The 21,233-nt window shown below is 71.3% G+C and carries 17 protein-coding genes, 1 tRNA gene and 1 riboswitch; of the genes, 10 read left to right on the top strand and 8 right to left on the bottom strand.

The genetic code is table 11. From position 1 onward, the window contains the following. Positions 1 to 84 precede the first annotated feature (84 nt). Both ACQP2P_RS44890 and ACQP2P_RS44885 read left to right on the top strand, forming a co-directional pair. Positions 85 to 1,497, top strand: a complete 1,413-nt coding sequence (locus tag ACQP2P_RS44890; protein ID WP_433611648.1) for a helix-hairpin-helix domain-containing protein — start codon at positions 85 to 87, stop codon at positions 1,495 to 1,497. Next, a complete protein-coding gene (locus tag ACQP2P_RS44885; RefSeq protein ID WP_433611646.1) occupies positions 1,497 to 2,573 on the top strand; it encodes an OmpA family protein in 1,077 nt (358 codons plus the stop codon). Before ACQP2P_RS44890 ends, ACQP2P_RS44885 begins: the two co-directional genes overlap by 1 nt. 45 nt (positions 2,574 to 2,618) lie before the next feature. On the opposite strand, the gene ACQP2P_RS44880 is transcribed toward ACQP2P_RS44885, so the two are convergent. From ACQP2P_RS44880 to ACQP2P_RS44870, 3 genes are all read right to left on the bottom strand, one after another. Continuing rightward, entirely contained in the window at positions 2,619 to 6,167 is a 3,549-nt protein-coding gene (locus ACQP2P_RS44880; protein WP_433611644.1) for a beta strand repeat-containing protein, read from the bottom strand. 132 nt (positions 6,168 to 6,299) lie between these two features. Further along, positions 6,300 to 7,247, bottom strand: coding sequence for a hypothetical protein (locus ACQP2P_RS44875; RefSeq protein ID WP_433611642.1), 948 nt, complete (start codon positions 7,245 to 7,247; stop codon positions 6,300 to 6,302). A 182-nt stretch (positions 7,248 to 7,429) separates the two neighbouring features. Further along, the gene (locus ACQP2P_RS44870; RefSeq protein ID WP_433611640.1) at positions 7,430 to 9,040 is read right to left on the bottom strand and encodes an alpha/beta hydrolase; all 1,611 of its coding nucleotides are present in this window, start codon (positions 9,038 to 9,040) and stop codon (positions 7,430 to 7,432) included. Positions 9,041 to 9,209: 169 nt separating this feature from the next. Here ACQP2P_RS44870 and ACQP2P_RS44865 point away from each other — a divergent pair, with 169 nt between their 5' ends. Next, on the top strand, positions 9,210 to 9,971 hold the full coding sequence (locus ACQP2P_RS44865; RefSeq protein WP_433611638.1) for an RNA ligase family protein: 762 nt from the start codon (positions 9,210 to 9,212) through the stop codon (positions 9,969 to 9,971). Beyond that, complete coding sequence (locus ACQP2P_RS44860; RefSeq protein WP_433611636.1) at positions 9,968 to 10,888, top strand: AAA family ATPase; 921 nt, start codon at positions 9,968 to 9,970, stop codon at positions 10,886 to 10,888. Before ACQP2P_RS44865 ends, ACQP2P_RS44860 begins: the two co-directional genes overlap by 4 nt. On the opposite strand, the gene ACQP2P_RS44855 is transcribed toward ACQP2P_RS44860, so the two are convergent. The 3 genes from ACQP2P_RS44855 to ACQP2P_RS44845 all read right to left on the bottom strand — a co-directional run bounded on the left by ACQP2P_RS44855 (position 10,885) and on the right by ACQP2P_RS44845 (position 12,297). Further along, positions 10,885 to 11,607: a hypothetical protein gene (locus ACQP2P_RS44855; protein ID WP_433611634.1), complete on the bottom strand. Its 723-nt coding sequence runs from the start codon at positions 11,605 to 11,607 to the stop codon at positions 10,885 to 10,887. The genes ACQP2P_RS44860 and ACQP2P_RS44855 overlap by 4 nt on opposite strands. Before the next feature lie 67 nt (positions 11,608 to 11,674). Further along, a complete protein-coding gene (locus ACQP2P_RS44850) occupies positions 11,675 to 11,947 on the bottom strand; it encodes a hypothetical protein (protein WP_433611632.1) in 273 nt (90 codons plus the stop codon). 44 nt (positions 11,948 to 11,991) lie between these two features. After that, positions 11,992 to 12,297 (bottom strand): hypothetical protein, encoded by a 306-nt coding sequence (locus ACQP2P_RS44845; RefSeq protein WP_433611630.1) that lies wholly within the window; start codon positions 12,295 to 12,297, stop codon positions 11,992 to 11,994. A gap of 168 nt (positions 12,298 to 12,465) precedes the next feature. Here ACQP2P_RS44845 and ACQP2P_RS44840 point away from each other — a divergent pair, with 168 nt between their 5' ends. Further along, the gene (locus ACQP2P_RS44840; protein ID WP_433619541.1) at positions 12,466 to 13,527 is read left to right on the top strand and encodes an App1 family protein; all 1,062 of its coding nucleotides are present in this window, start codon (positions 12,466 to 12,468) and stop codon (positions 13,525 to 13,527) included. Here the strand turns inward: ACQP2P_RS44840 and ACQP2P_RS44835 are convergent. Continuing rightward, a complete protein-coding gene (locus tag ACQP2P_RS44835; protein WP_433611628.1) occupies positions 13,524 to 14,486 on the bottom strand; it encodes an exopolyphosphatase in 963 nt (320 codons plus the stop codon). The genes ACQP2P_RS44840 and ACQP2P_RS44835 overlap by 4 nt on opposite strands. Positions 14,487 to 14,558: 72 nt before the next feature. Then, the gene (locus ACQP2P_RS44830) at positions 14,559 to 15,581 is read right to left on the bottom strand and encodes a coiled-coil domain-containing protein (protein WP_433611626.1); all 1,023 of its coding nucleotides are present in this window, start codon (positions 15,579 to 15,581) and stop codon (positions 14,559 to 14,561) included. 9 nt (positions 15,582 to 15,590) lie between these two features. Next, positions 15,591 to 15,739, bottom strand: a riboswitch (cyclic di-AMP (ydaO/yuaA leader). 248 nt (positions 15,740 to 15,987) lie between these two features. Between ACQP2P_RS44830 and ACQP2P_RS44825 the strand changes: the two genes are divergently transcribed. The 5 genes from ACQP2P_RS44825 to ACQP2P_RS44805 all read left to right on the top strand — a co-directional run bounded on the left by ACQP2P_RS44825 (position 15,988) and on the right by ACQP2P_RS44805 (position 21,125). Further along, a complete protein-coding gene (locus ACQP2P_RS44825; RefSeq protein ID WP_433611624.1) occupies positions 15,988 to 17,112 on the top strand; it encodes a glycoside hydrolase family 19 protein in 1,125 nt (374 codons plus the stop codon). Positions 17,113 to 17,249: 137 nt separating this feature from the next. Beyond that, positions 17,250 to 17,321, top strand: a tRNA-Lys gene (locus ACQP2P_RS44820). Positions 17,322 to 17,494: 173 nt separating this feature from the next. Continuing rightward, positions 17,495 to 17,866, top strand: a complete 372-nt coding sequence (locus ACQP2P_RS44815; protein ID WP_433611622.1) for a hypothetical protein — start codon at positions 17,495 to 17,497, stop codon at positions 17,864 to 17,866. 365 nt (positions 17,867 to 18,231) lie between these two features. After that, positions 18,232 to 19,635 carry a GH25 family lysozyme gene (locus tag ACQP2P_RS44810; protein WP_433611620.1) on the top strand — a complete coding sequence of 468 codons (1,404 nt, stop codon included), beginning with the start codon at positions 18,232 to 18,234 and terminating at the stop codon, positions 19,633 to 19,635. 176 nt (positions 19,636 to 19,811) lie between these two features. Next, the gene (locus ACQP2P_RS44805; RefSeq protein ID WP_433611618.1) at positions 19,812 to 21,125 is read left to right on the top strand and encodes an acyltransferase family protein; all 1,314 of its coding nucleotides are present in this window, start codon (positions 19,812 to 19,814) and stop codon (positions 21,123 to 21,125) included. The last annotated feature ends 108 nt before the right edge of the window (positions 21,126 to 21,233 follow it).

Raw genomic sequence — 21,233 nt, 5'->3', positions numbered from 1 at the left:
GACATCCAGGTGTGCAAGGCTGCCCGCGAACTCCCCCTTCACGCGCATGCATCGCGTAGGTCACTTTTCTCCCGGAGGCCTGTCGTGGTCTGGTACACCAACCAGTCACTCCTGTTGATCCTGCTCGCGTTCCTGCTCGGTCTGCTGGTCGGCTACCTCTGGTGGGGCCTGCGCCTGCGCCGGGTCCGGTCGTCCGAATCCGCCACCGAGTCCACCACAGCCGCACCGGTCGCGCCCGTCGCGGCTCCCGCGTCGGCGGCCCCCATCGCGGCGGCGGTCGCCGATCCCGAACCTATCGCGGAGCCGGCTCCCGCGCCCGAACCTGTTGCCGTTGTTGAGGACGAGCCCGTCGCCGTTGTTGAGGACGAGCCGGTCGCGGCTGTTGAAGACGAGCCCGTCGCCGTTGTTGAGGACGAGCCGGTCGAGGTTGTCGAGGACGAGCCGGTCGCCGTTGTCGAGGACGAGCCCGTCGACGCCGCTCTCGTGGCCGATGTCGAGTCGGCGTTCGCGGCCGAGCCGGTCGAGGCGGTCGAGCCGGTCGAGGAGCCGGCGCGGGACGAGCTCGAGCGGATCGAGGGCATCGGGCCGAAGATCGCGGCGGCGCTTCGTGCGGCGGGCATCACCACCTACGCGCAGCTGGCCGACGCCGAGCGGTCCACTGTGGAGCTTGCGCTCGAGCGGGCGAATCTGCGGTTCGCGCCCAGTCTCGGGACGTGGTCGCGGCAGGCGCGGCTGCTCGCCGACGGGGACGAGGCCGGCTTCAAGGAGCTGACCGACCGGCTCATCGCGGGCCGAGAGGTGGCGGCCAAGGCGGCGGCCGAACCTTCGCCGCTCGCTGACGTCGAGCCTTCGCCGGTCGCTGACGCCGAGCCCGAGCCGGTCGCTGACGAGCCCGAGCCGGTCGCTGACGAGCCCGAGCCGGTCGCGGTTGAGCCCGAGCCTGAGCCCGTCGTGATCGAGCCTGAGCCGGTCGCGGTCGAGCCGGAGCCTGAGCCCGTCGTGGCCGAGCCCGAGCCGGTCGCGGTTGAGCCGGAGCCTGAGCCGGTCGCGGTTGAGCCGGAGCGTGAGCCGGTCGCGGTCGCGGTTGAGCCCGAGCCTGAGCCGGTCGCGGTTGAGCCCGAGCCTGCGCCCGTCGTGATCGAGCCCGAGCCCGTCGCGGTTGAGCCCGAGCCGGTCGTGGAAGAGCCCGCGCCGGTCGTCGTCCCCGCGCAGGCCGCCCCGGCCGAGGACGTCCAGCCCGACAACCTCCGGCGGATCGAGGGTATCGGCCCGAAGATGTCGGCGGCGTTGATCGCGTCGGGCATCAAGACGTACCAGCAGCTGGCCGACGCCGACCTCGACACGCTCCGCGCGGCGATCGAGGCGGCCGGCCTGCGCTTCGCCCCGAGCATCGTCACCTGGTCCCGGCAGGCGCGGCACCTCGCCGACGGGGACGAGGAGGGCTTCGCGGACCTGACCCGGCGCCTGGTCGCCGGGCGCGACACCGGGCGCGCCTGATGGCGGGCACGACCCGGTCGGCGTCGACGACCAGCTGGGAGATCCGCAAGCGGAACCCCCTGATCCCGCTCGGCGCCGCCGTCGTGGGGCTGGCGGCGCTGGTGATCGCGTTCGAGGTACCGCACCGGCATTCGATCGAGGACAACCTCACCGATCGCACCAAGGTCGCGCTCACCGACGCGGGTATCGACGCCGACGTGAAGTTCGTCGGGCGCGACGGCACCGTGAAGGTCGGCTCGGCGGACGAGAAGGACAAGGCGCGCCAGGTCACGCTCGGCGTCGAGGGCGTGCGCGTCGTGGACGTACAGGCGCCGCCGAAGGTGGAAACCCCCGCCGTCCAGCAGCAGCAGTCCGTGTCGGTGAAGCTGCTGGTCGACAACGGCAGGATCACGCTCACCGGCACCGTGCCGGCCGCGGCCGACCGCGCGAAGATCGTGGACGCGGCCAAGCAGGCGTTCGGCGCCGAGAACGTGCAGGACGAGCTGGTCGTCGACGCGGCGCGGGCCGCCGACGACACCGACCTGGCCGGGCTGGGCGCGGTCGCGGCGGCGCTGGGCAAGGACGCGAAGGCCGGGGTCGTCGACCTCACCGAGCATGTCGTGACGCTGACCGGTACGGTCGCGTCGCAGGACGCCAAGGACAAGGCCGAGGCCGCGGCCAAGGCGGCGGCCAGGTCCGGCACGGTCCGCGACGAGCTCGTGGTCGGCCAGGCGGCCGCGCCCGAGCAGGTGCAGAAGCAGCTCATCGCGCTGCCGACGGTCGAGTTCGAGAACAACAGCGCCACGCTGACCGCGCAGGGCCGGGCCGTGGTGGAGAACGCGGCCTCGATCCTCAAGGCGAACCCGGACGTGAAGGTCAGCATCGAGGGCCACACGGACCTGACCGGCACCGCCGCGAACAACCAGGTCCTGAGCGAGAACCGGGCCCGCACCGTGCTGGACACCCTCGTCTCGCTGGGCATCTCCACGGACCGCCTGAGCTCCAAGGGCTTCGGCGAGAGCCGGCCGAAGGTGCAGGGCAGCGACGCGGCGGCCAACGCCGTGAACCGGCGGGTCGAGTTCATCGTGCAGCCATGACAAGGGGGGCGCGGCCGTCGCCGGCCGCGCCCCCCTTGTGGACGGTCAGGCGATGGGCCGGGAGCGGCCGTACGCCAGCAGGGCCGCGCCGAGCGCGGTGATGATTCCGGCCCAGACGGCCAGGACGAGCGCCTGCGGGCCGGTGACGGGCAGGGTGCCGCCGTCGGCCGCGCTCGCGGCCTGGACCGTGACGGCCATGCGGATCTGATGGATCGTGCCGGTCGGGTCGACGCCGGCGGCGACGACGTCGTGCGCGCCGAGGCCGACGCCGGCGGGGATCGTGATGGGCTGGCTGAAGGCGCCGGCGGCGTCGGTCGTGACGGTGCCGAGCACCACGGGCGTGCTGTAGAGGATGATCGACGCGGTGGAGTACGGGGCGAAGCCGGTGCCGACGACGGTGATCCGCTGCGCGGGCTCGACCTTGGACAGGACGCCCTCGGTGGTGGTGAGGGTCGTCGGCGCGCTGAGCGGCACGCTCGCCGGGACGTCGGGCTGGGCCGCGGTGACGGCGCCGGACGCCGGGGAGGCGGCGGAGTCGCCGCTGGCGGTGTGCGCGACCACGGTGTAGGTGTAGGACACGCCCGCGGTGGCGCCGATGACGCAGGACGTCGCGGTGCGGGCGGTCGTGGTGCAGGTGGCGGGGCCGGGATTCGCGTAGACCGTGTACCCGGTCACCGTGGTCGTCGGGGACGGGGCCCAGCTGACGGTGGCCGAGGCGGTGCCCGCGGCCGCGGTGGGCGCGCTCACCGGGGCCGGAAGCGTCGTCGCGGTCGTGGCGGCGGCGGCCGCTCCGGTGCCCAGGGCGTTCGTGGCGCGCACCGTGACCTGGTAGGCGGTGCCCGGGGTGAGGCCGGTGACGGTTCCGGTGAGCGGGGACCCGGAGGGCGTGAAGGCCGTCCACGTGGTGCCGCCGTCGATGGAGATCTCGTAGCCGGTGACCGTGGAGCCGCCGGTGTCCGCCACCGTGAAGCTCACGGTCATCGAGGTCGCCGCGGGCACCGCGGTGACGGCGCTCGGCGCGGCCGGCGGCCCCGCCGGGGTCACGGCGGCGGTGGCGGCGGACTCGGGAGAGTCGCCGGCGGCGTTGGTGGCGTGGACGGTGAAGGTGTAGGCCGTGCCGTTGGTGAGCCCGGTGATCGTGCACGGGGACGAGACGCAGGTGGCGGTCACCCCGCCCGGGGCCGAGGTCACGGTGTACGAGGTGATGGCGGCGCCGCCCGTGGACGCGGGAGCGGTGAAGGACACCGTCGCCTGCCCGGCGCCGCCCGTGGCCGAGGCGCCGGTGGGAGCGGCCGGAACGGTGGAGGGCGTCACGCTGACGGCCGCGGAGGCCGTGCCGGCGCCGATGCCGTTGAGCGCGTGGAGCCGCACGGAGTACACGGTGCCGTTGGTGAGGCCGGTGATGATCGCGTGCAGGGGCGCCGTGCCGGTCGTCACCAGCGCGTTCCAAGTGGTGCCGCCGTCGGTGCTGTACTCGTACCCCGTGATCGCGTCGCCGCCGGTGTCGGCGGGGGCGGTGAAGGTGAGGGCGGCCGAGCCGTTGCCGCGAGCGGCGCTGACCGCCGTCGGCGCACCGGCGACCGTGGCCGGCGTGACCGGCGACGAGGCGGCCGACTCGGCGGAGTCGCCGGAGGTGTTGGTGGCGTGGACGGTGAACGTGTAGGCGGTGCCGTTGGTCAGGCCGGTGATCGAGCACGGGGACGACGGGCAGCTTGCGGTGGCCCCGCCGGGTGTGGCGGTCACGGTGTAGGAGGTGACGGATGCGCCGCCGTTGTCGGCGGGGGCGGTGAACGTGACCGAGGCGGAGGCGTTGCCGCGGGTGGCCGCGACGGCGCCGGGCGCGCCCGGCACCCTGGCCGGCGTCACGGACCGGGCGGAGGACGCGGCACCGTCGCCCTCGGCGTTGACGGCCCGGACGGTGACGGAGTAGGCGGTGCCGTTGGTCAGGCCGGTGACGGTCCCGGTGAGGACCCCGTTGGACGCGCTGGTGGACAGCGGCGCCCAACTCGCGCCGCCGTCCGTGGAGATCTGGTACCCGGTGATCGGCGACCCCTCGTCCGCCGGGGCGGCGAACGAGACGGACACCCGGCCGTCGCCGGGCGTGACCGTCACGGTGGGCGCCTGCGGCACGTCGACCGGGGTCACGGCGGCCGAGGCCGTGGACTCGGGCGAGTCGCCGACCGCGTTGGTGGCGTGGACGGTGAACGTGTAGGCGGTGCCGTTGGTCAGGCCGGTGACGGTGCACGGGCTAGCCGGGCACGTGGCGGTGGTCCCGCCGGGGCTGGACGTGACGGTGTAGCCGGTGACCGGCGAGCCGCCGTCGTCGGCCGGCGGGGTGAAGGACACGATGGCCTGCCCGGCTCCGGCCGTCGCCGAGGCCCCGGTCGGGGCGCCGGGCGGCAGCGCCGGAGTCACCGGTGCCGAGGCGGTGGACTCCACCGAGTCGCCGTTGGCGTTGGTGGCGTGGACGGTGAACGTGTAGGCGGTGCCGTTGGTCAGGCCGGTGACGGTGCACGGGCTCGCCGGGCACGTGGCGGTGCTCCCGCCGGGGCTGGACGTGACGGTGTAGCCGGTGATCGGCGAGCCGTTGTCGCTGGCCGGAGCCGTGAACGACACGACCGCCTGGGTGTTGCCCGGCTGCGCCGAGACGGCCGTGGGCGCGCCCGGCACCGCGGGGCCGTTGAACGTCAGCGTGACCGAGCCGGTGGCGCCGTCGCCCGCGATCAGGCCGGGCAGCTGGACGCCGCCGGTTCCGCTCTTGACGTCGATCGTCGACGGGCCGAGGTTGCCCGGCCACGCCAGCGAGGAGCCGCCACCTCCGCCGGCGACGTTGGTGTTGAGGATGCCGGCGGTGCTCGCGCCCCCGCCGCCGCCTCCGCCGTAGCCCCCGCCGCCTCCGCCGCCGCGAGCGCTGCTGGGCAGCAGGCCGCCCGACCCGCCCGCCGCGATGGTCAGGGCGGCGGCGTCGTCGTTGCCGCCGGCCGTGCCGGCGGCGTAGTTGCCGGTGCCGCCACTTCCGCCGGTGCCGCCGCTGCCGGCTGCCCCGGGCCCGGAGGTGGCCTGGGCGTTGTCGCTGGTGCCCGCCGAACCGGCATCGCCGCCGTCACCGTTGTAGGCGCCGCCGCCCCCGCCGCCCGCGATGGCCAGCTTGGTCAGCAGGCCGTGCCCGGAGTCGAGGGCGAAGAGGCCGGAGCCGCCGCCCCCGCTGCTCGTGCCGTGGTTGTCGCCGGACCCGGCCGTCCCGACGATCACGTACAGGTAGGTCGTTCCCGGCGGCAGCGTCGTGGTGCCGGCGACCTCGGCGCCGTTGCCCCCGATGTGCGAGCGGGCCGGGTAGCCGGCGCCCCCGCCGGCCCCGATGACGTCCACGTCGACCGACGTGGTGCCGGCCGGCACGCCCAGGGTGAACGCGCCGGCCGAGGTGCACGTCACGGTGCTCAGTGAGGCGGGTGTCGACCCGTCCGAACACGGCGACGAGGTCGCCCAGGCCGGGGCCGCCGACATCAGGCACGCCCCGCCCCCGGCCAGCACCCCGCTGGCGAGCACCGCGGCCGACCGCCGCAATCGTGCTCGCACACGCTGCGCGAGAACCATCCCACCACCACCTTCACCATGGTGGGCGGGCTCACCCGCGCCCACACGAACGACAGATCCGGGCGAATTCGCCGTTCGCGAGTATAGGGCGGATATTACGCAGAGTGCTTAATACCTCACTTATCGTGGCGACTATGCATCCGAGCGCACGACCTCGTATCCGGCGAGCGGGCCGGCGCAGACGGCATACAGGCTGACGGTGCGGGCCGCGGTGCCGCCGTTGCGCAGGGCGGTCAGCCACACCGACCGGCCGTCGGCCACGCCGGGCGCCGTCTCCTGGACGCGGGTGCGGAAGTCGGCGCTGCCCGAGCCGACGACCGCCGCGCCACCGCCGAGGACCACCGCGCCCGCCGGGCACGGCGCGGTGTCGCGCACGAACCCGCCGGCGGCCACGGCGACGTCCTTGTGCGCGACCTGGTAGCCGGCCGGAGCATCGGCGCAGACGGCGAAGACTCGGATCGTGTGGGCGACCGTGTCGTTGTTGCGCAGCGCGGTCAGCCACAGCGACTGGCTGCCGGCCGTGCCGGGCGCGGACTCCTGGACGATGCGGTCGGTCGAGGCCGGCTGGTTGGAGCTGTACGGCGTGTCGGTGGCACCACCGCCGAGCGCCACCGTTCCCGCCGGGCACGCGGCGACGTCGCGCACGAACGCGCCCGCGGCCACGGTGACGTCCTTCGAGGCGATCTGGTAGCCGGTGAGGCCGTCGGCGCAGACGCTGTAGAGCCCGATCTGGTGCGAGGCCCCGCCGGTGTTGCGGATGGTGGTCGCCCACAGGCGGGCCACCGCGTTCGCGGTGTGGTCGAAGTGGGCCCGGACCTCGGCTCCCTCGATGCTCGTGCCGAAGTCGGCGCTGCCCTCGCCGACGACGGCCGCGCCGCCGCCGGTCACCTGCCGGCCCGCGGCGCACATGCGCCCGCCGTTGATGATCCCGCCCGGCGTCATGGCCTGGGCCGCGGGCGCGGGCAGGAGCGCGACGGCGGCGGCCCCACTCGCGAGTGCGGCCGCGACCCGGCCGGCCCGGCGTCCCCCGTGCACGAACTGCGTACGTCCCTCGACGGCGTTGCCCGTTTGCTCAGACACTGAGCCCTCTCCCGTAGGTGTGGTGGACCAGACTCGCGCGAAGCGCGGGCTGGGCGGCGGCGCACAAGGTAGCCACCGGAGGCGGGCGGTTCACGGGAGAGTCAGCCTTCGGTCACTCGGCGCCGAACAAGGAGAGGGGCGCGGCCGCAGTGGCCGCGCCCCTCACTTCGGTGCCTGCGTGCTCAGTGGTGCACGGGGTAGAGCGGTTCGCGGGCGACGGCGCTGTTGTCCGCCCGCAGCGTCTGGACCGAGGCCGCGGAGGCCGCGGTCGGGTCCGGCTGCGGCAGGGAGTCGCAGTTCTTGTCGGCGCGGTCGCCCGACTTGCGCTGCGGCAGCTTGCCGGTGGAGAGGTAGTCCGCGATCGTGTCGTCGATGCACGCGTTGCCGTTCAGCGAGTTGGCGTGCGTGGTCTGACCGACCTCGGCCAGCAGGGCGCTGTGCGGGAAGAGCCGCCGCGCCTCCAGGCTGCCCTCGAACGGGGTGGCCGCGTCGAGGGTGGTGCCGACGAACAGGACGCTCTTGACCTTGGAGCCGTCGACCTTGACCGGCTTCTGGGCCTTGGCCGGCCAGGAGAGGCACGGCGCGTTGAACCAGGTGTTCGACCAGGTCATGAACGGCGCCTTGAGGAACGTCAGCCAGTTGTCGCGCTGCCACTGGTTCCAGCTCTGCGGCCACTGCACGTCGGTGCACTGCACCGCGTTGTAGACCGCGAAGCCGTTGTCGTCGCCGGGCGCGATGTAGTTGTTGTAGGCCTCGACGATGACCTCGGTGTTGTGGTCGTTGGCCCAGCCCGCGAAGGCGTCGGCCAGCTCCAGCCACGTCGACTGGTAGTAGCCGGCGTAGAGGAAGATGTCCGTCCACTCGCTCGCGCCCACGACGCCGCCGGCCGGGGCCGAGCGCAGCTTCTGCTGCTCGGCGTACCAGCGCAGCTCGACCTGCTTCTCGGTCTTGCCGAGGTGGTACACGCTGTCGTACTTGGCCAGCCAGCCGAACCAGATCTCGACGTTGCGCTGGAAGTTGGTGTCCTGGTCCAGGTTGGCCTGGTACCACACCTTGCGCACGTCGACGTTGCCGTCGAGCACCATGCGCCGGACCTTGTCCGGGTGCAGCGTGCCGTAGACCTGGCCGAGGTACGTGCCGTACGAGAAGCCGTAGTAGTTGATCTGCTGCGCGCCGAGCGCCTTGCGGATCGACTCCATGTCGTTGACCGAGTCGACGGTGCTCATGTGGTTGAGCAGCTCACCGCCGGCCTTGCCGCACGCCTTGGCGTAGCCCTTGGACTTGTCGAGCCAGAGGTTCTCGAGGTTCTTGTTCCAGGGGACGTACTCGGGGCGCGGGCCGGCGAAGTAGTCGTCGTCGCAGTGCAGCGCGGGAACGCTCGAGCCGACGCCGCGGGGGTCGAAGCCGATCCAGTCGTAGGCCTCGCCGGCGCCGTTCGGCACGTATTCGCCCAGGACCGACAGCGTCAGCCCGGACCCGCCGGGGCCGCCCGGGTTGACCAGCATGACGCCCTGGTAGTCCTTGTCCGCCACCTTGTGCTTGATGCGCGAGACGGCGATCTGGATCTTCTTGCCGTTGGGCTTGCTGTAGTCGAGGGGCACGTCGAGCAGGCCGCACTCGGCCCCGCGGCGCTGCATGCCGGCGCTCGCGCACTGGCCCCACGGGATCGAGGCCGAGTAACCCTCGGCGCTCGGCGAGCCGGGCGCCGCCAGGGCACTCGAGGCCGGGGCGACGGCCGCGAGCAGGCCCGCGGCGGTGAAGAGGACCAGCCCCTTCACGGTTTTCTTCGTCAAGACAACCCTCCCAATTTGCCCAAATCTGTGCAGTGGCCAGCTGATTCGGGTCAAACAATGTCACGCCGATGCTTTCGGCCCGGCCCGCCGCGCGGAAGCCGCAACACCCTTTCCAACACCCGACGAAAACCGATGTCGGGCAACCGGCGGGCTCCGGTACAACGGTGTGATGCTGCGCAAGTACCCTCGGACGCCGCACCTGCAGGGTTCGCGGCTGCAGCCCGGGGACCACGACCTCGCCCAGGTGCCGTTTGCGGAGCTGGCCGGGCGGGCGCTGGTGGTGGAGGAGAAGCTCGACGGGGCGAACGCCGCGATCAGCTTCGATGCCGACGGCACGCTGCGGCTGCAGTCGCGCGGCCACTATCTGTCGGGCGGCCCGCGCGAGCAGCAGTTCGCCCCGTTCAAGGCCTGGGCGGCCGGCGTCCGATACGGACTGTGGCCCGTGTTGCGGGCGCGCTTCATCCTGTACGGCGAGTGGCTGTACGCGAAGCACACCGTGTTCTATGACGCGCTACCGCATCACTTCTGCGAGTTCGACGTCTACGACCGTCAATCCGAAACGTTTCTGTCCACGCCCCGCCGGCGGGAACTGCTCGACGGGCTCGGCATCGCCTCCGTGCCGGTCCTGGGCGAGGACGTGTTCCCCGACCTCGCGGCGCTGACCAAGCTCGTCGGCCCGTCGACCTGCCGCACCGGCGGCTGGCGGGACGCGCTGCGCGAGGCGGCCGTGACCGGGGGCGCCGACCCGGACCAGGTCGTGCGCGAGACCGACATGTCCGAGGAGATGGAGGGGCTGTACCTCAAGCTCGAGGACGCCGACACGGTGCTGGGCCGCTACAAGTGGGTGCGGCCGAGCTTCCACACGGCGATCCTGGACTCGGGCAGCCACTGGCAGGACCGCCCGATCGTGGCCAACCGGGTCCGGGCATGAAGCTCCTGGAGCGCCTGGAACCGACCCCGGTCACCGAGGCGCTCGAGCGCCTGGAGGAGTTTCGCGGCCGGCCGCGAGAGCAACAGCAGCGGTTGTACTGTGCGGCCGCGCTCCTGCATCGCGGCGAGCACGCCGCCCGGAAGCTGCTGTGGGAGCTCGGGGCGCCGATCGCCTGGCGGGAGCATGTCGCGGCGCTCGTGCGCTTCCGACGCCTGCCGTTCGACGCGCTGGAGCATCCCGACCTCGACCGCGCGGCCTTCCGGGTGAGTCTGCTGGCCCGCAACGACGAGCTGGCGCTGCTGGCGAGGGCCGCGGCGGACGGAGATCCGGCGCGGCTCGCGGCGATCGCGCTCTTCAGCGAGTACACCTGCGGCTTGGGGTGTTTCGCAGCGCAGCGCGGCTTCTCCTCCGACCACGCGCGGTTCGCGTATTTCCGGACCCCGGGGCGGGACCCGGACTACGCCGCCTTCGACGACACCCGGTGCACCGTGACCGTGATGTCCGGACTGCCCGGCTCCGGCAAGGACCACTGGGTCGCGGCCAACCGGCCCGGCGTGCCGGTCGTGAGCCTCGACGACCTGCGCGACGAGCTGGGCGTGGGCCCCACGCAGGACCAGGGTCCGGTGGTGGCCGCGGCGTACGCGCGCGCGAAGGAGCACCTGCGCGCCGGCTCCCCGTACGTCTGGAACGCCACGAACGTGACCCGCGCGCTGCGGTCGCGGGCCATCGGGGTGGCCGCCGACTACGGCGCGCGGGTCGAGGTGATCAGCGTCGAGGCCCCGCCGGACGTCGTGCACCGGCGCAACCGGGCGCGGGCGCGGGTCGTGCCGCCGGCCGTGATCGACCGGATGGCCGGGCGCTGGGAGCCGCCCGACCCGACCGAGGCGCACTCGGTCCGCTGGGTCAGCAATCCCTAGCCGCGGGTGGCCGACCGCTGGCGCTGCATCGCGAGGGCCTGCAGGGCCGACGAGCGGATCAGCAGGAGCGGGCTGAGCGGCTCGTTGGCGGCGATGGCGCGCGCGTAGGGGCGGTTGTTCGTGGCCCAGCCGTCGTGGATGTCGTACTCGATCGACAGCGACCCGTTGTTCGACATCTGGTAGTCCAGCAGCACGCCGGGGCCGAGCGAGCGGGTCGCGATCTCGCCGGCCATGTGCGGGATCGGCGAGAAGAAGAAGGCGACCTTCGGGATCGGCTGGAACAGGTCCACGTCGATCAGGTCGAAGACGCCCATCGGCTGGTACATCCCGTGCGAGTCGTGGATGCAGAGCCCGGCGCCGAGCTCGGTCCGGCCCGTGTTGTCGATCTCCATGTGCCCGGCCGGGCCGCCCGGGGTCACGATGCCGGCGCCGTCGTTGCCCGAGACGGTCAGCACGCTGCCCAGCGGGGCCGGGTAGTTGTGGGTGGCGACGATCTTGGTGCTGGGCGCGTGCGGGGTGTGGCGGGTGGTGTACATCGAGTACGTTTCGGTCCACGTGATCTCGAGGTGCCGCTCGAGGTAGTGGGCGGAGAGCCAGATCGTCGGCGCGCCGCTCGCCGAGGTGGCGATCGCGTGGAGCCCGAAGAGCGCGAAGTGGTGGTCGCGCAGCTGGTCGATCGTGGCCTCGTTCATGTCGATCGTGAGTTTGTGCTGCTCCACGCTGTCCTCCTGGGTTGGTGCGGCTCTGCAGACAGTGTGGAGCGGACAGGTTGCACGATCGGGGCAATCAGTGAAAATCCCTCACGATCGACTGGGCGGCCCGGCGCAGCTCGTGCTCGTCGGGCAGCCAGGCGTCGGCGATGTCGGGGTGCAGGCTCGCGCGGGTGATCTCGAGGAGCCGGTGGCTCACCTCGTCCACGGACTCGCCGTGGTAGTCGTGCTCGATGACCCCGGCGGCGCGCTGCAGCGCCGATGTCAGCTGCGCCTCCAGCGGCTCCTGCAGCCGCTGGACGGCGGGGTCGGCGTGGGCCGGGTCGATGGTGACGTGCAGTTCCTGCATGGCCGTGGTACTGCCCTTTCGCGGCACATTTCATGCAGGGCAGTTCAGGCGGCCACCCTGCGGATGACCGCGCCCGGCCGGCGCAGGGTGCGGATCGCGCGCAGCGTCTTGGATTCCTCGGCCGGGTAGGTCGCCCGGACCTGCGCCAGCGCCCACGCCATGCGGGCGACGGCGGTCTCCGGGTGGTCCCCGAACTCGCTCGCGACCCGGGCCGCGCAACCCTGCACGCCCACGCGGCGCAGCGTCGCCGCGATCGCCATCCGGATCTCGCTACGCGCCGGGGTCTGCGAGCCCTGCAGATCCGAGGCGAACAGCGCCTCGGCCCGAACGGCCTCGAATGTGGTAGCCATCTCGCACCTCCTGTGCGCTGTCAGTGTGTTCCTGATGACACTCACGCTAGAAGTGCCGCGGCGGTTCTGGTTCACGGATTCATGCCACCGTCGCCTACTGGTCACGTTGGGTTGATCGGCTAGCCGGGTGCAGGGGTGGCGGGCGTGTGGCAGGGTGGGACAGTGTCCCTGACCCCCAGCTCTCCGACCAGCGCGCCACTGCCGCTGCACCGGGCGGCGCGCATCGAGGACGCGTTCCACGGCCTCCTGGAGCGGCGGCTGCGCCGGCGGGGCTGGAAGGTTGCCGTCACCGCCTACACGGGCTACGGCTCGTCCGCGACCGAGACCAGGCCGGGCTGGGTGCGGGTCCTCGGCCGGGTGCTGCTGGCCCGCATCGACCCGAGGCCCGGCAAGCGCCTGAAGAAGCTGCGCGGCTGGCGCTCGTTCACCGCCGTGTCGGTCAGCAACGCGCTCGTGCGCATCGAGGTCGGCGGGCGCGCCAGCGAGGTGCGCTGCGACCGGGGCGGGTTCATCGACTTCGTGGTCGAGGCCGACCTGCCCCCCGGGTGGGGCACGGTGACGCTGCAGTGTGAGGACAGCGCCCCCGTCGAGGCGCCGATCCGGATCATCGACCCCGTCGCCACCCGCTTCGGGATCGTCTCCGACGTGGACGACACGGTCATGATCACCACGCTGCCGCGGCCGCTGCTGGCCGCGTGGAACACCTTCGTGCTCGATGAGCACGCCCGGGCATCGGTACCGGGGATGGCGGTGCTGTACGAGCGGCTGGTCAACGCCAACCCGGGCGCGCCCGTCTTCTACCTGTCCACCGGCGCCTGGAACGTGGCGGCGACCCTCACGCGGTTCCTGTCCCGGCACCTCTACCCGGCCGGGCCGCTGCTGCTCACCGACTGGGGGCCCCAGCCGGACCGGTTCTTCCGCAGCGGCCAGGCGCACAAGCGGGCCTCGCTGTCGCGGCTCGCCCAGGAGTTCCCCGACATCCGATGGCTGCTCGTCGGCGACGACGGCCAGCACGACCCGGAGATCTACGCCGAGTTCGCCGCGGAGCACCCGGACAGCATCGCCGCGGTCGCGATCCGGCACCTGTCGCCGACGCAGGCGGTGCTGGCCGGCGGGTTCCCGGGCGTGGCCGGCAGCCCGCGGCGCTTCCCGCCCAACGACCGGCGCTGGCTGGGCGCCCCGGACGGCGCCGGCCTGTGGCGCCTGCTGCGGGACACCGAGATCCTCTAGTGCTTGGTCGCCGCCGTTGAGCTCATCGGCGCGCCGACCTTCTCGATCAGGTCGTGCAGCACCTGCTCGGACTGGTCGTGCGGGACCTGGCAGGTGCCCGCGGCGAGGTGGCCGCCGCCGCCGTACTGCAGCATGACCGACCCGATGTCCGTCGGGGACGTGCGGTCCAGGATCGACTTGCCGACCGCGAAGACCGTGTTGAGCTTCTGCTTGCCCCAGATGACGTGGATCGAGACGCGGGCCTCGGGGAAGAGTGCGTAGACCATGAAGCGGTTCCCGGCGTAGATCGTCTCCTCGTCGCGCAGGTCGACCACGACCACGTCGCCGTGCATGTGCGACACCCGGCGCAGCTGGTCCACGAAGAGGTCCTGCTGCTCCCGGAACAGCTCGGCCCGCTCGGCCACGTCCGGCAGGGCCAGGATCTCCTCGACGTCCTGGTGGTCGATGCACGCGTCGATGAGCTGCATCATGAGCTGGTAGTTGGAGATGCGGAACTGGCGGAAGCGGCCCAGCCCGGTGCGGCTGTCCATCAGGAAGTTCAGCAGCGTCCAGCCGGTCGGCTGCAGGATCTCGGTGATGTCGTACTGCGCGGAGTCGGCCCGGTCCACGGCGACCATGAGCTCGTCGGAGACCTGCGGGAAGCGCTCGGCGCCGCCGTAGTGGTCGTAGATCACCCGGGCCGCCGACGGGGCCTCCGCGTCGATGACGTGATTGGTCGCCTGCCCGTGTTGGAGCTTGGCCGCTCTGAGCGTCTCCGAGTGATGGTGATCGAAGACCAGGTGGGCGCCGGGGGCGTACGGCAGGTTGGTGAGGATGTCCGTCGGCCCGACCTCGACCGCGCCGTCCTGCACGTCCTTCGGGTGCACGAACGTGATGTCGCCGATGAGGTCGAGGTGCCGCAGCAGGACCGCGCAGACCAGTCCGTCGAAGTCGCTGCGGGTCACGAGACGGTACTTCACTGCTATTCCCCCTGCGACGGAAACGGCCGGTCGATGGTTGCCCCATCGGCCGGCCGGTCGCGCGTTTGAGGATTACAGGATCGACAGGTGCACGTGATTCGTGTGGTCACTGGAGGGATCGCCGGCGACGCCGCTGTAATGGTGCCAGCCCACCGCCGGGGTCCAGATCTCCTTGAACCAGATGACGTACATGACGCCGAGCTGGTTCGCGTTCTTCACGAAGTACGCGGCCAGCGTGCTGCCGTAGACGTAGTCGTCACCGGAGGCCACGCCACCGAATCCGTTCTTCGTCTGGACCGAGAAGTCGCACGCCCGGCCCTTGGGGTGCTCGTAGGGCCCGCTCGGCCGGAAGCACGCGACGAACCGCTTGAAGCCGTCCTTCTGCGCCTCCTGCATCGCGTGGAGCATGCGCGGGGTGATGCAGCCGGTGGTCGTGGGGTCCTTGACGCTGCACGACTCCTTCGGCAGCCCGCCGCTGGACGTGCGCGGCACCGGGTCGGCGGTCGGCAGGTTCGCGGTGACGAAGCCCTTGCTCGGCCCGCCGGCCAGCTTCAGGGCGGTCTCCGCGTCCTTCTTCTTCTGCTCCATCGTCTGGACCTGCTGCTGCTGCGCGGCGACCTCGTCCTCGAGCGCCTTCTTCTGCGCGGCCTGGCTCTCCTTGAGCCCCTTGAGCTCGTGCAGCAGGTTGTCGTTGTGGTGGGCGATCTGGTTGATGGTGTCGGCCCGCTCGGCGAAGCTGTCCGGGGTGCCGGCGTCCATCAGCGCGGCGAACGTCGTCAGCGGGCCGGTGCGGTAGGCCGCGACGGCGACCGCCGCCACCTGCTCCTGGACCGTGGCCAGCTGGGCCTCGGTCGCCTGCAGCTGCGCGGTGAGCTCGCCCTGGCGCTTGACCGAGGCGTCGAACTTCTCCTTCGCCTCGGACCAGGCGCGGGTGCTGTCCTCGAGCACGGAGCCCAGGGTCGGGTTCGCGCTGGACCCCTCGTCGCCGGTGTCGCCGCCGGGCTCGGCCGCGGCGGGCGTGGCGGCGAGCCCCCCGACTACCAGAGCCGCCAGCAGCGCGACGATCATGCGCCGGTAGGGATGTCGCGATGACATCTGGTTCGTTGTTCCTTCCGTCGGCCGCCGACCGAGTTAGCTGACGGGTTCGGGACGGAACGATCCCTACCGCCCCTCCGATCGGGAAGGGCGGACTCACCCCAACGTAACGGTGGGTCCCCGGCTCGCCACGTGCGGCGATTGGGCGGCAGCCCCGCCCGGCACCGGGGGCGGCGCCTGCTGGACGTGACCGTGGGTCACTGTACCCAGGGCGCTTCTTTTGCGCACCGCACCGTTTGTGCGGAGATCTTTTCGACCTGGACTAAGTGATGCAGATCACTCGCCGCGCCCGGGCCTCAAGGCAACCGTAAATATTCTTCATAAAAAGATGACGTTCGCTCCTTCGACCCGCGGTGCCTGGTCATATGGGCTGGTCAATCGGCTGGTTCAGAAGGAGTGATCAACGGTGTCGAGAGTCCGCCTGCTGGCGATGCTCGCCGCGGTGACCATCGCGGGAGGGGTGGTCGCGGTGTTCAACATGCTGCCCGCCTCGGCCGCGTCGTGCAGCCCCGCGTGGCAGGCCTCCGCGGTCTACACCGGAGGCGCGACGGTCTCCCGCAACGGCCACAACTACCTCGCCAAGTGGTGGACGCAGAACGAGGCGCCGCCCGGGACCACCGGGGTGTGGCAGGACCAGGGCTCCTGCGGCGGTGGCGGCGGTTCGCCGGCGACCCAGCCGCCCCAGACCGGCTCGGCCGGCGGCTGCGACTTCCCGGCGTGGGTGCAGGGCCGCAACTACGTGACCGGCGACATCGTGAAGTTCACGGACGGCAAGTTCTACATCGCCGAGCACGACAACCCCGGCTACAGCCCCGTGATCAGCACCTGGTTCTGGGACCCGTACACCTGCTCGGGCACCGGCACCGGCACCGGCACCGGCGGCGGCACGACTCCGCCCCCCTCCAACGGCTCCTTCGTGGTCAGCGAGGCGCAGTTCAACCAGATGTTCCCGGGCCGGAACTCCTTCTACACCTACTCGGGCCTGGTGGCGGCGCTGTCGGCGTACCCCGGCTTCGCGAGGACCGGCTCGGACGACGTGCGCAAGCAGGAGGCGGCCGCGTTCCTGGCCAACGTGAACCACGAGACCGGCGGCCTGGTGTACGTCGTGGAGCAGAACACCGCGAACTACCCGCACTACTGCGACACGAGCCAGTCCTACGGCTGCCCGGCCGGCCAGTCGGCGTACTACGGCCGCGGCCCGATCCAGCTGTCGTGGAACTTCAACTACAAGGCCGCGGGCGACGCGCTCGGCATCGACCTGCTGCACAACCCGAACCTCGTGCAGACCGACTCGGCCGTCGCCTGGAAGACCGCCCTCTGGTACTGGAACACCCAGAGCGGCCCCGGCACCATGACCCCGCACAACGCGATCGTGAACGGCGCCGGCTTCGGCGAGACGATCCGGAGCATCAACGGCAGCCTGGAGTGCGGCGGGCGCAACCCGGCGCAGGTCCAGAGCCGCGTGGCGGCGTACCAGCGCTTCGTGTCCATCCTGGGCACGGGCACGGGGGCCGGCTCGCTGTCCTGCTGATCTTTCTCCCTCCGAACCCGGCGGCGGCCCTCCCATGGGGTGTGGGGGGCCGCCGCCGGGCGTTTTCGGGTCTGGTCGGCGGGGCTCGGGAAACGCGCGCGATGTCGAGGGGGCGGGCAGGGTACCCTGTTGGGCGCGGGCTGCTAGCTCAATGGCAGAGCTGCGGACTTTTAATCCGTAGGTTCAGGGTTCGAGTCCCTGGCGGCCCACTCGTTGACCTGCGCTTTTGCGTGCCTGGTCCGTCCGGTGTGGACGGTGGTTGCTCGGCGTGCGCTTCTTGCCGCTTCTGCTCTTGCGTGGCCCGTTCGGGTGCGGTGCAGCGGCTTGACCTGCGGGTTGACGGTTGGCTGGCCGGTCGGAAGGCCAAGGCGCTGCCGGCGGGGTGTTCGCGCAGGACCTGAACGGTGTGCCGGTCCAGGGCGATGACCCGGCGGCTGGCGGCGCTCTTCGGCGGTCCGACGAAGAGCGGCCGACCGGCGCAGGTGATTTGCTGGACGATCGTGGCGGTGCCGTGCTGGAGGTCGACGTCGCACCAGCGCAGCCCGACCGCTTCGCCGCGCCGCAGGCCCCGCGGGGCGACGAGCCACCACAGGGCGTAAAGCCGGTCGGCGGCGACCAGGAATGCGATTCGCCGGACTCGCACCCGTTTGACGTCAATGCTGCTCTTGAGGGCGCCGCCGCTGTCGCTTGGTCGGCGACGGAGCCTGACCACAATGTCGAAACTGGCTCACCAAGGCCGTTGCGGGTGTCCTGATGTGCTGATCCTGCTGTCGTTCTTTCGGCCATTTCTGCCTCGTGTGTCCCGGTGGTCGGTGTGCGACATCGACGATGCCGGGGTGCCCGGGGCGACGAAAGTTCACGTTCGTGCGTACATTCTCGGGCATGTCGTTACGGTTCCCGGTGTCCAGGCTGGCCGCCGCCACGTTTCTCGTCGCCTGTGGCTTGCTGCCGCTGGGGTTGGTGGGCGCGTCGGCGCAGTCGCCGGATGACGGTGGTGGATACGCTCACGCCGGCATGCCGCCGGGTGTGCATGCGAGCGCCGTCACTGGCGCGGCCGCGGTCACGCTGCCGGCGGGCTATTCGCAGGTGGGTATCGACGTTTCGAGCCACGACCATTCCGTGCATCAGATCGACTGGCCCGGTGTGGCGGCGGGCGGTGTCCGGTTCGCCTATGTCAAGGCGACCGAGGGCACGTATTACACGAATCCGTACTTTCATGCCGATTACACCTCCGCGAAGGGGGCCGGCATCCTGACCGGCGCCTACGCGTTCGCCCGTCCGGATCTGGGCGATCCGGTGGGGCAGGCGAACTACTTCCTCGACCGTGCGGAGTGGGTCAACAACTCCCAGACGCTGGTGCCGTTCCTGGACCTGGAGTGGCCGTATCCCTCGCTCAAGCTCCCGGACTGCTGGAACCTGACGCCGGAGGCGATGGTCGCGTGGATCCGCGGCTTCACCGACCGGGTGAAGGCGCGCATCGGCCGGGACATGATGATCTACACGAACCCGAACTGGTGGAACCCGTGCACGGGCAACTCCACCGCGTTCGGCGCCAACCCCCTCGACGTGGCCGACTTCGGGTCCACGACGGGGCCGCGGGTGATGCCCAGCGGCTGGACGTCGTACGCGATCTGGCAGTACGCGGGCGGGAACAACGCGCAGGGCACCTACGACCGCAACGTGGTCAACGGCGACTATGCCGCGCTGACCCGGCTGGCCGGGGACATCCCGGCCGAAGGGCCGCCGGTTGAGCTGCGGGCGAACGCGAACGGCCGGTACGTCAGCACCGACCTCACCCGCTCGGCCACGCTGGCCGCCAGCCGTGACGCGATCGGGCTGTGGGAACGGTACGACGTGCTGAGCGTCGGCAACGGCGACATCGCGCTGCGCTCGCGCTCCAACGGGCTGTACGTGACCGCGGACCTCAACAACGGGGGCCGCCTGGTGGCCAACCGCAGCGCGGTGGGCGCCTGGGAGAAGTTCACGGTCGGCGACAACGCCGACGGCACGATCAGTCTGTTCGCGGGGGCCAACGGCAGGTACGTGACCGCCGACCTGAACAACGGCGGCCAGCTCGTAGCCAACCGGGCCGCGGTCGGTGCCTGGGAGAAGTTCACCAAGGTGCCGCTGCCGACGTTGCTGAGCCTCCGCGCGAACGTCAACAGCAAGATCGTCACCGCGGACCTCAACAACGGCGCCACGCTCACCGCGAACCGGGACGCGGTCGGCCCCTGGGAGCAGTACGACGTCATCGACCTCGGCGGCGGCGACGTGGCGCTGCGCGCGCACGCGAACTCGGCGTACGTGACGGCCGAGCTGACCAAGGGCGGGTTGCTGGTCGCGAACCGTGCGGTGGTCGGCGCGTGGGAGCGGTTCAAGCTGCTCACCAACCCCGACGGCAGCACGAGCATCCTGGCCGGGGCCAACGGCACCTACGTCACCGCGGACATGAACAACGCCGGCAAGCTCACCGCGAACCGCACCGCGATCGGCGACTGGGAGAAGTTCACCAAGATCGGCTGATGTCCCGCTCGGCGAAAGGGGGCTTCGCGGCCCCCTTTCGCCGCCTGCGCTTCCGCGTGTCCGGCGTGCGGAGCCGAGGATCGTGAGCGCCTGAATATCGACGCCGACATTCGTACGTTCCGTTCCGGGTCGATGGTCCGGTACAGTCCCCGCCTGTGCGCATGGGGGGCGAACCGGTGATTGACCAGCGGCCGGCCGGCACGGCGCAGCCCAGGGGCCGGCTCGCGGCGCTTGACGGGCTCCGGCTGTTCGCGGCGGCGATCGTGGTGGCCTACCACCTCATCGGCCTGCCCAACTCGCATCTGTACGAGCATCACAACCACGACGAGTTCGGCAAACTGTACGGGTTCGCGACATACGGGTACCTCGGCGTGCAGTTGTTCTTCATGATCAGCGGTTTCGTGATCTGCATGAGCTCGTGGGGCCGGTCGCTGCAGGACTTCGCCGTCTCGCGCGTCGTGCGGCTGTTTCCGATGTACTGGGTCGCCGTGCTCATTTCGGCGCTGGTCGTGCATTTCAACGCCCCGCTGGCGCGGTCGAGCAACTTCATCGTCCCGGTGCCCAAGTCCGACTTCCTGCTCAACTTGACCATGGTCCAGAACGCGTACGGCGTGTCGGACGTCGATGGTGTCTACTGGACGCTCTGGTCGGAGCTGCGCTTCTATCTGCTGTTCGCGCTGGTGATCCGCGGCGGGCTGACGTACAAGCGGACCCTCGGCTTCTGCCTGGTGTGGATCGTCGCCGGCACCCTCGCCGCGGGGGCGAACATGCCCGTGCTGAACCTCATCCTCCAGCCCAGCTCCATGCCGTACTTCGTGGCCGGCATCCTGCTCTACCTCGTGCACCGCTTCGGCCCGTCACTGCCGCTCTTCGGCCTCCTCGGCGTCTGCTTCCTGCTGGCCCAGCACCACGAGTACGCCGCCATCACCGCTCGCAACCACGTGTTCGGCACGTCCAACCGCTGGCTGATCGTCACCATCGTGCTCACCGTCTTCTTCGCCCTGCTGAGCGCGGTCGCGCTCGGCTGGGCCTCCTGGGCCCGCTGGCGTTGGCTGACGTTCGCCGGCGCGTTGACCTATCCGCTGTACCTGCTGCACCAGGACACCGGCATCATCGTCATCCTCTCCATGAAGGGCCGGGTCGCCCCCTGGCTGGCGCTCCTGGCCACCCTGACCGGCGTGCTCCTGGCCGCGTACCTCGGTCACCGGTTCGTGGAGAAGCCGATGGCGCCGTGGCTGAAGCGGCACCTGAAGTCGGGCCTCGAACGCGGCCTACGCGCCGGACCAGAGCCCGACCCCACGCCGGAACCGCAGCCGACTCCCGCTCCGGCTTCTGCCCTGGCTCCTGAGCCCACCCAGACCGCACCGCCGCTCACTAAACTCGAGCCGGCCCGCGGACGGGTGTACATGGGCGCTTCCGAAAGCTATGCAGGCACCCCATGGAGCGACCGCTACGCCGACCAGGACGGTGGCGTGGCGCGAACACTCTGAGCCCTCGGCAGCGAATGCAGAAGATCGGCGGCTGCCACGCCGGCATCGTTGTGACCGCGGATACCTACCGTCGCGGCTGGGCGTCCTGGGTCGCATGACCCGGCACAA

This window comes from Dactylosporangium sp. CA-139114 (assembly GCF_050955725.1).
Classification (GTDB): Bacteria; Actinomycetota; Actinomycetes; order Mycobacteriales; family Micromonosporaceae; genus Dactylosporangium.
The sequence above is the reverse complement of the archived record's forward strand: the minus strand, read 5'-3'. Positions and strand labels throughout refer to the sequence as shown.

Bases quoted from the DNA above. Each gene is read 5' to 3' on its own strand.
- ACQP2P_RS44885 (WP_433611646.1), top strand. From the start codon at position 1,497: ATGGCGGGCACGACCCGGTCGGCGTCGACGACCAGCTGGGAGATCCGC.
- ACQP2P_RS44830 (WP_433611626.1), bottom strand. From the start codon at position 15,581: ATGTCATCGCGACATCCCTACCGGCGCATGATCGTCGCGCTGCTGGCG.
- ACQP2P_RS44860 (WP_433611636.1), top strand. From the start codon at position 9,968: ATGAAGCTCCTGGAGCGCCTGGAACCGACCCCGGTCACCGAGGCGCTC.
- ACQP2P_RS44850 (WP_433611632.1), bottom strand. From the start codon at position 11,947: ATGCAGGAACTGCACGTCACCATCGACCCGGCCCACGCCGACCCCGCC.
- ACQP2P_RS44880 (WP_433611644.1), bottom strand. From the start codon at position 6,167: ATGGTTCTCGCGCAGCGTGTGCGAGCACGATTGCGGCGGTCGGCCGCG.
- ACQP2P_RS44865 (WP_433611638.1), top strand. From the start codon at position 9,210: ATGCTGCGCAAGTACCCTCGGACGCCGCACCTGCAGGGTTCGCGGCTG.
- ACQP2P_RS44845 (WP_433611630.1), bottom strand. From the start codon at position 12,297: ATGGCTACCACATTCGAGGCCGTTCGGGCCGAGGCGCTGTTCGCCTCG.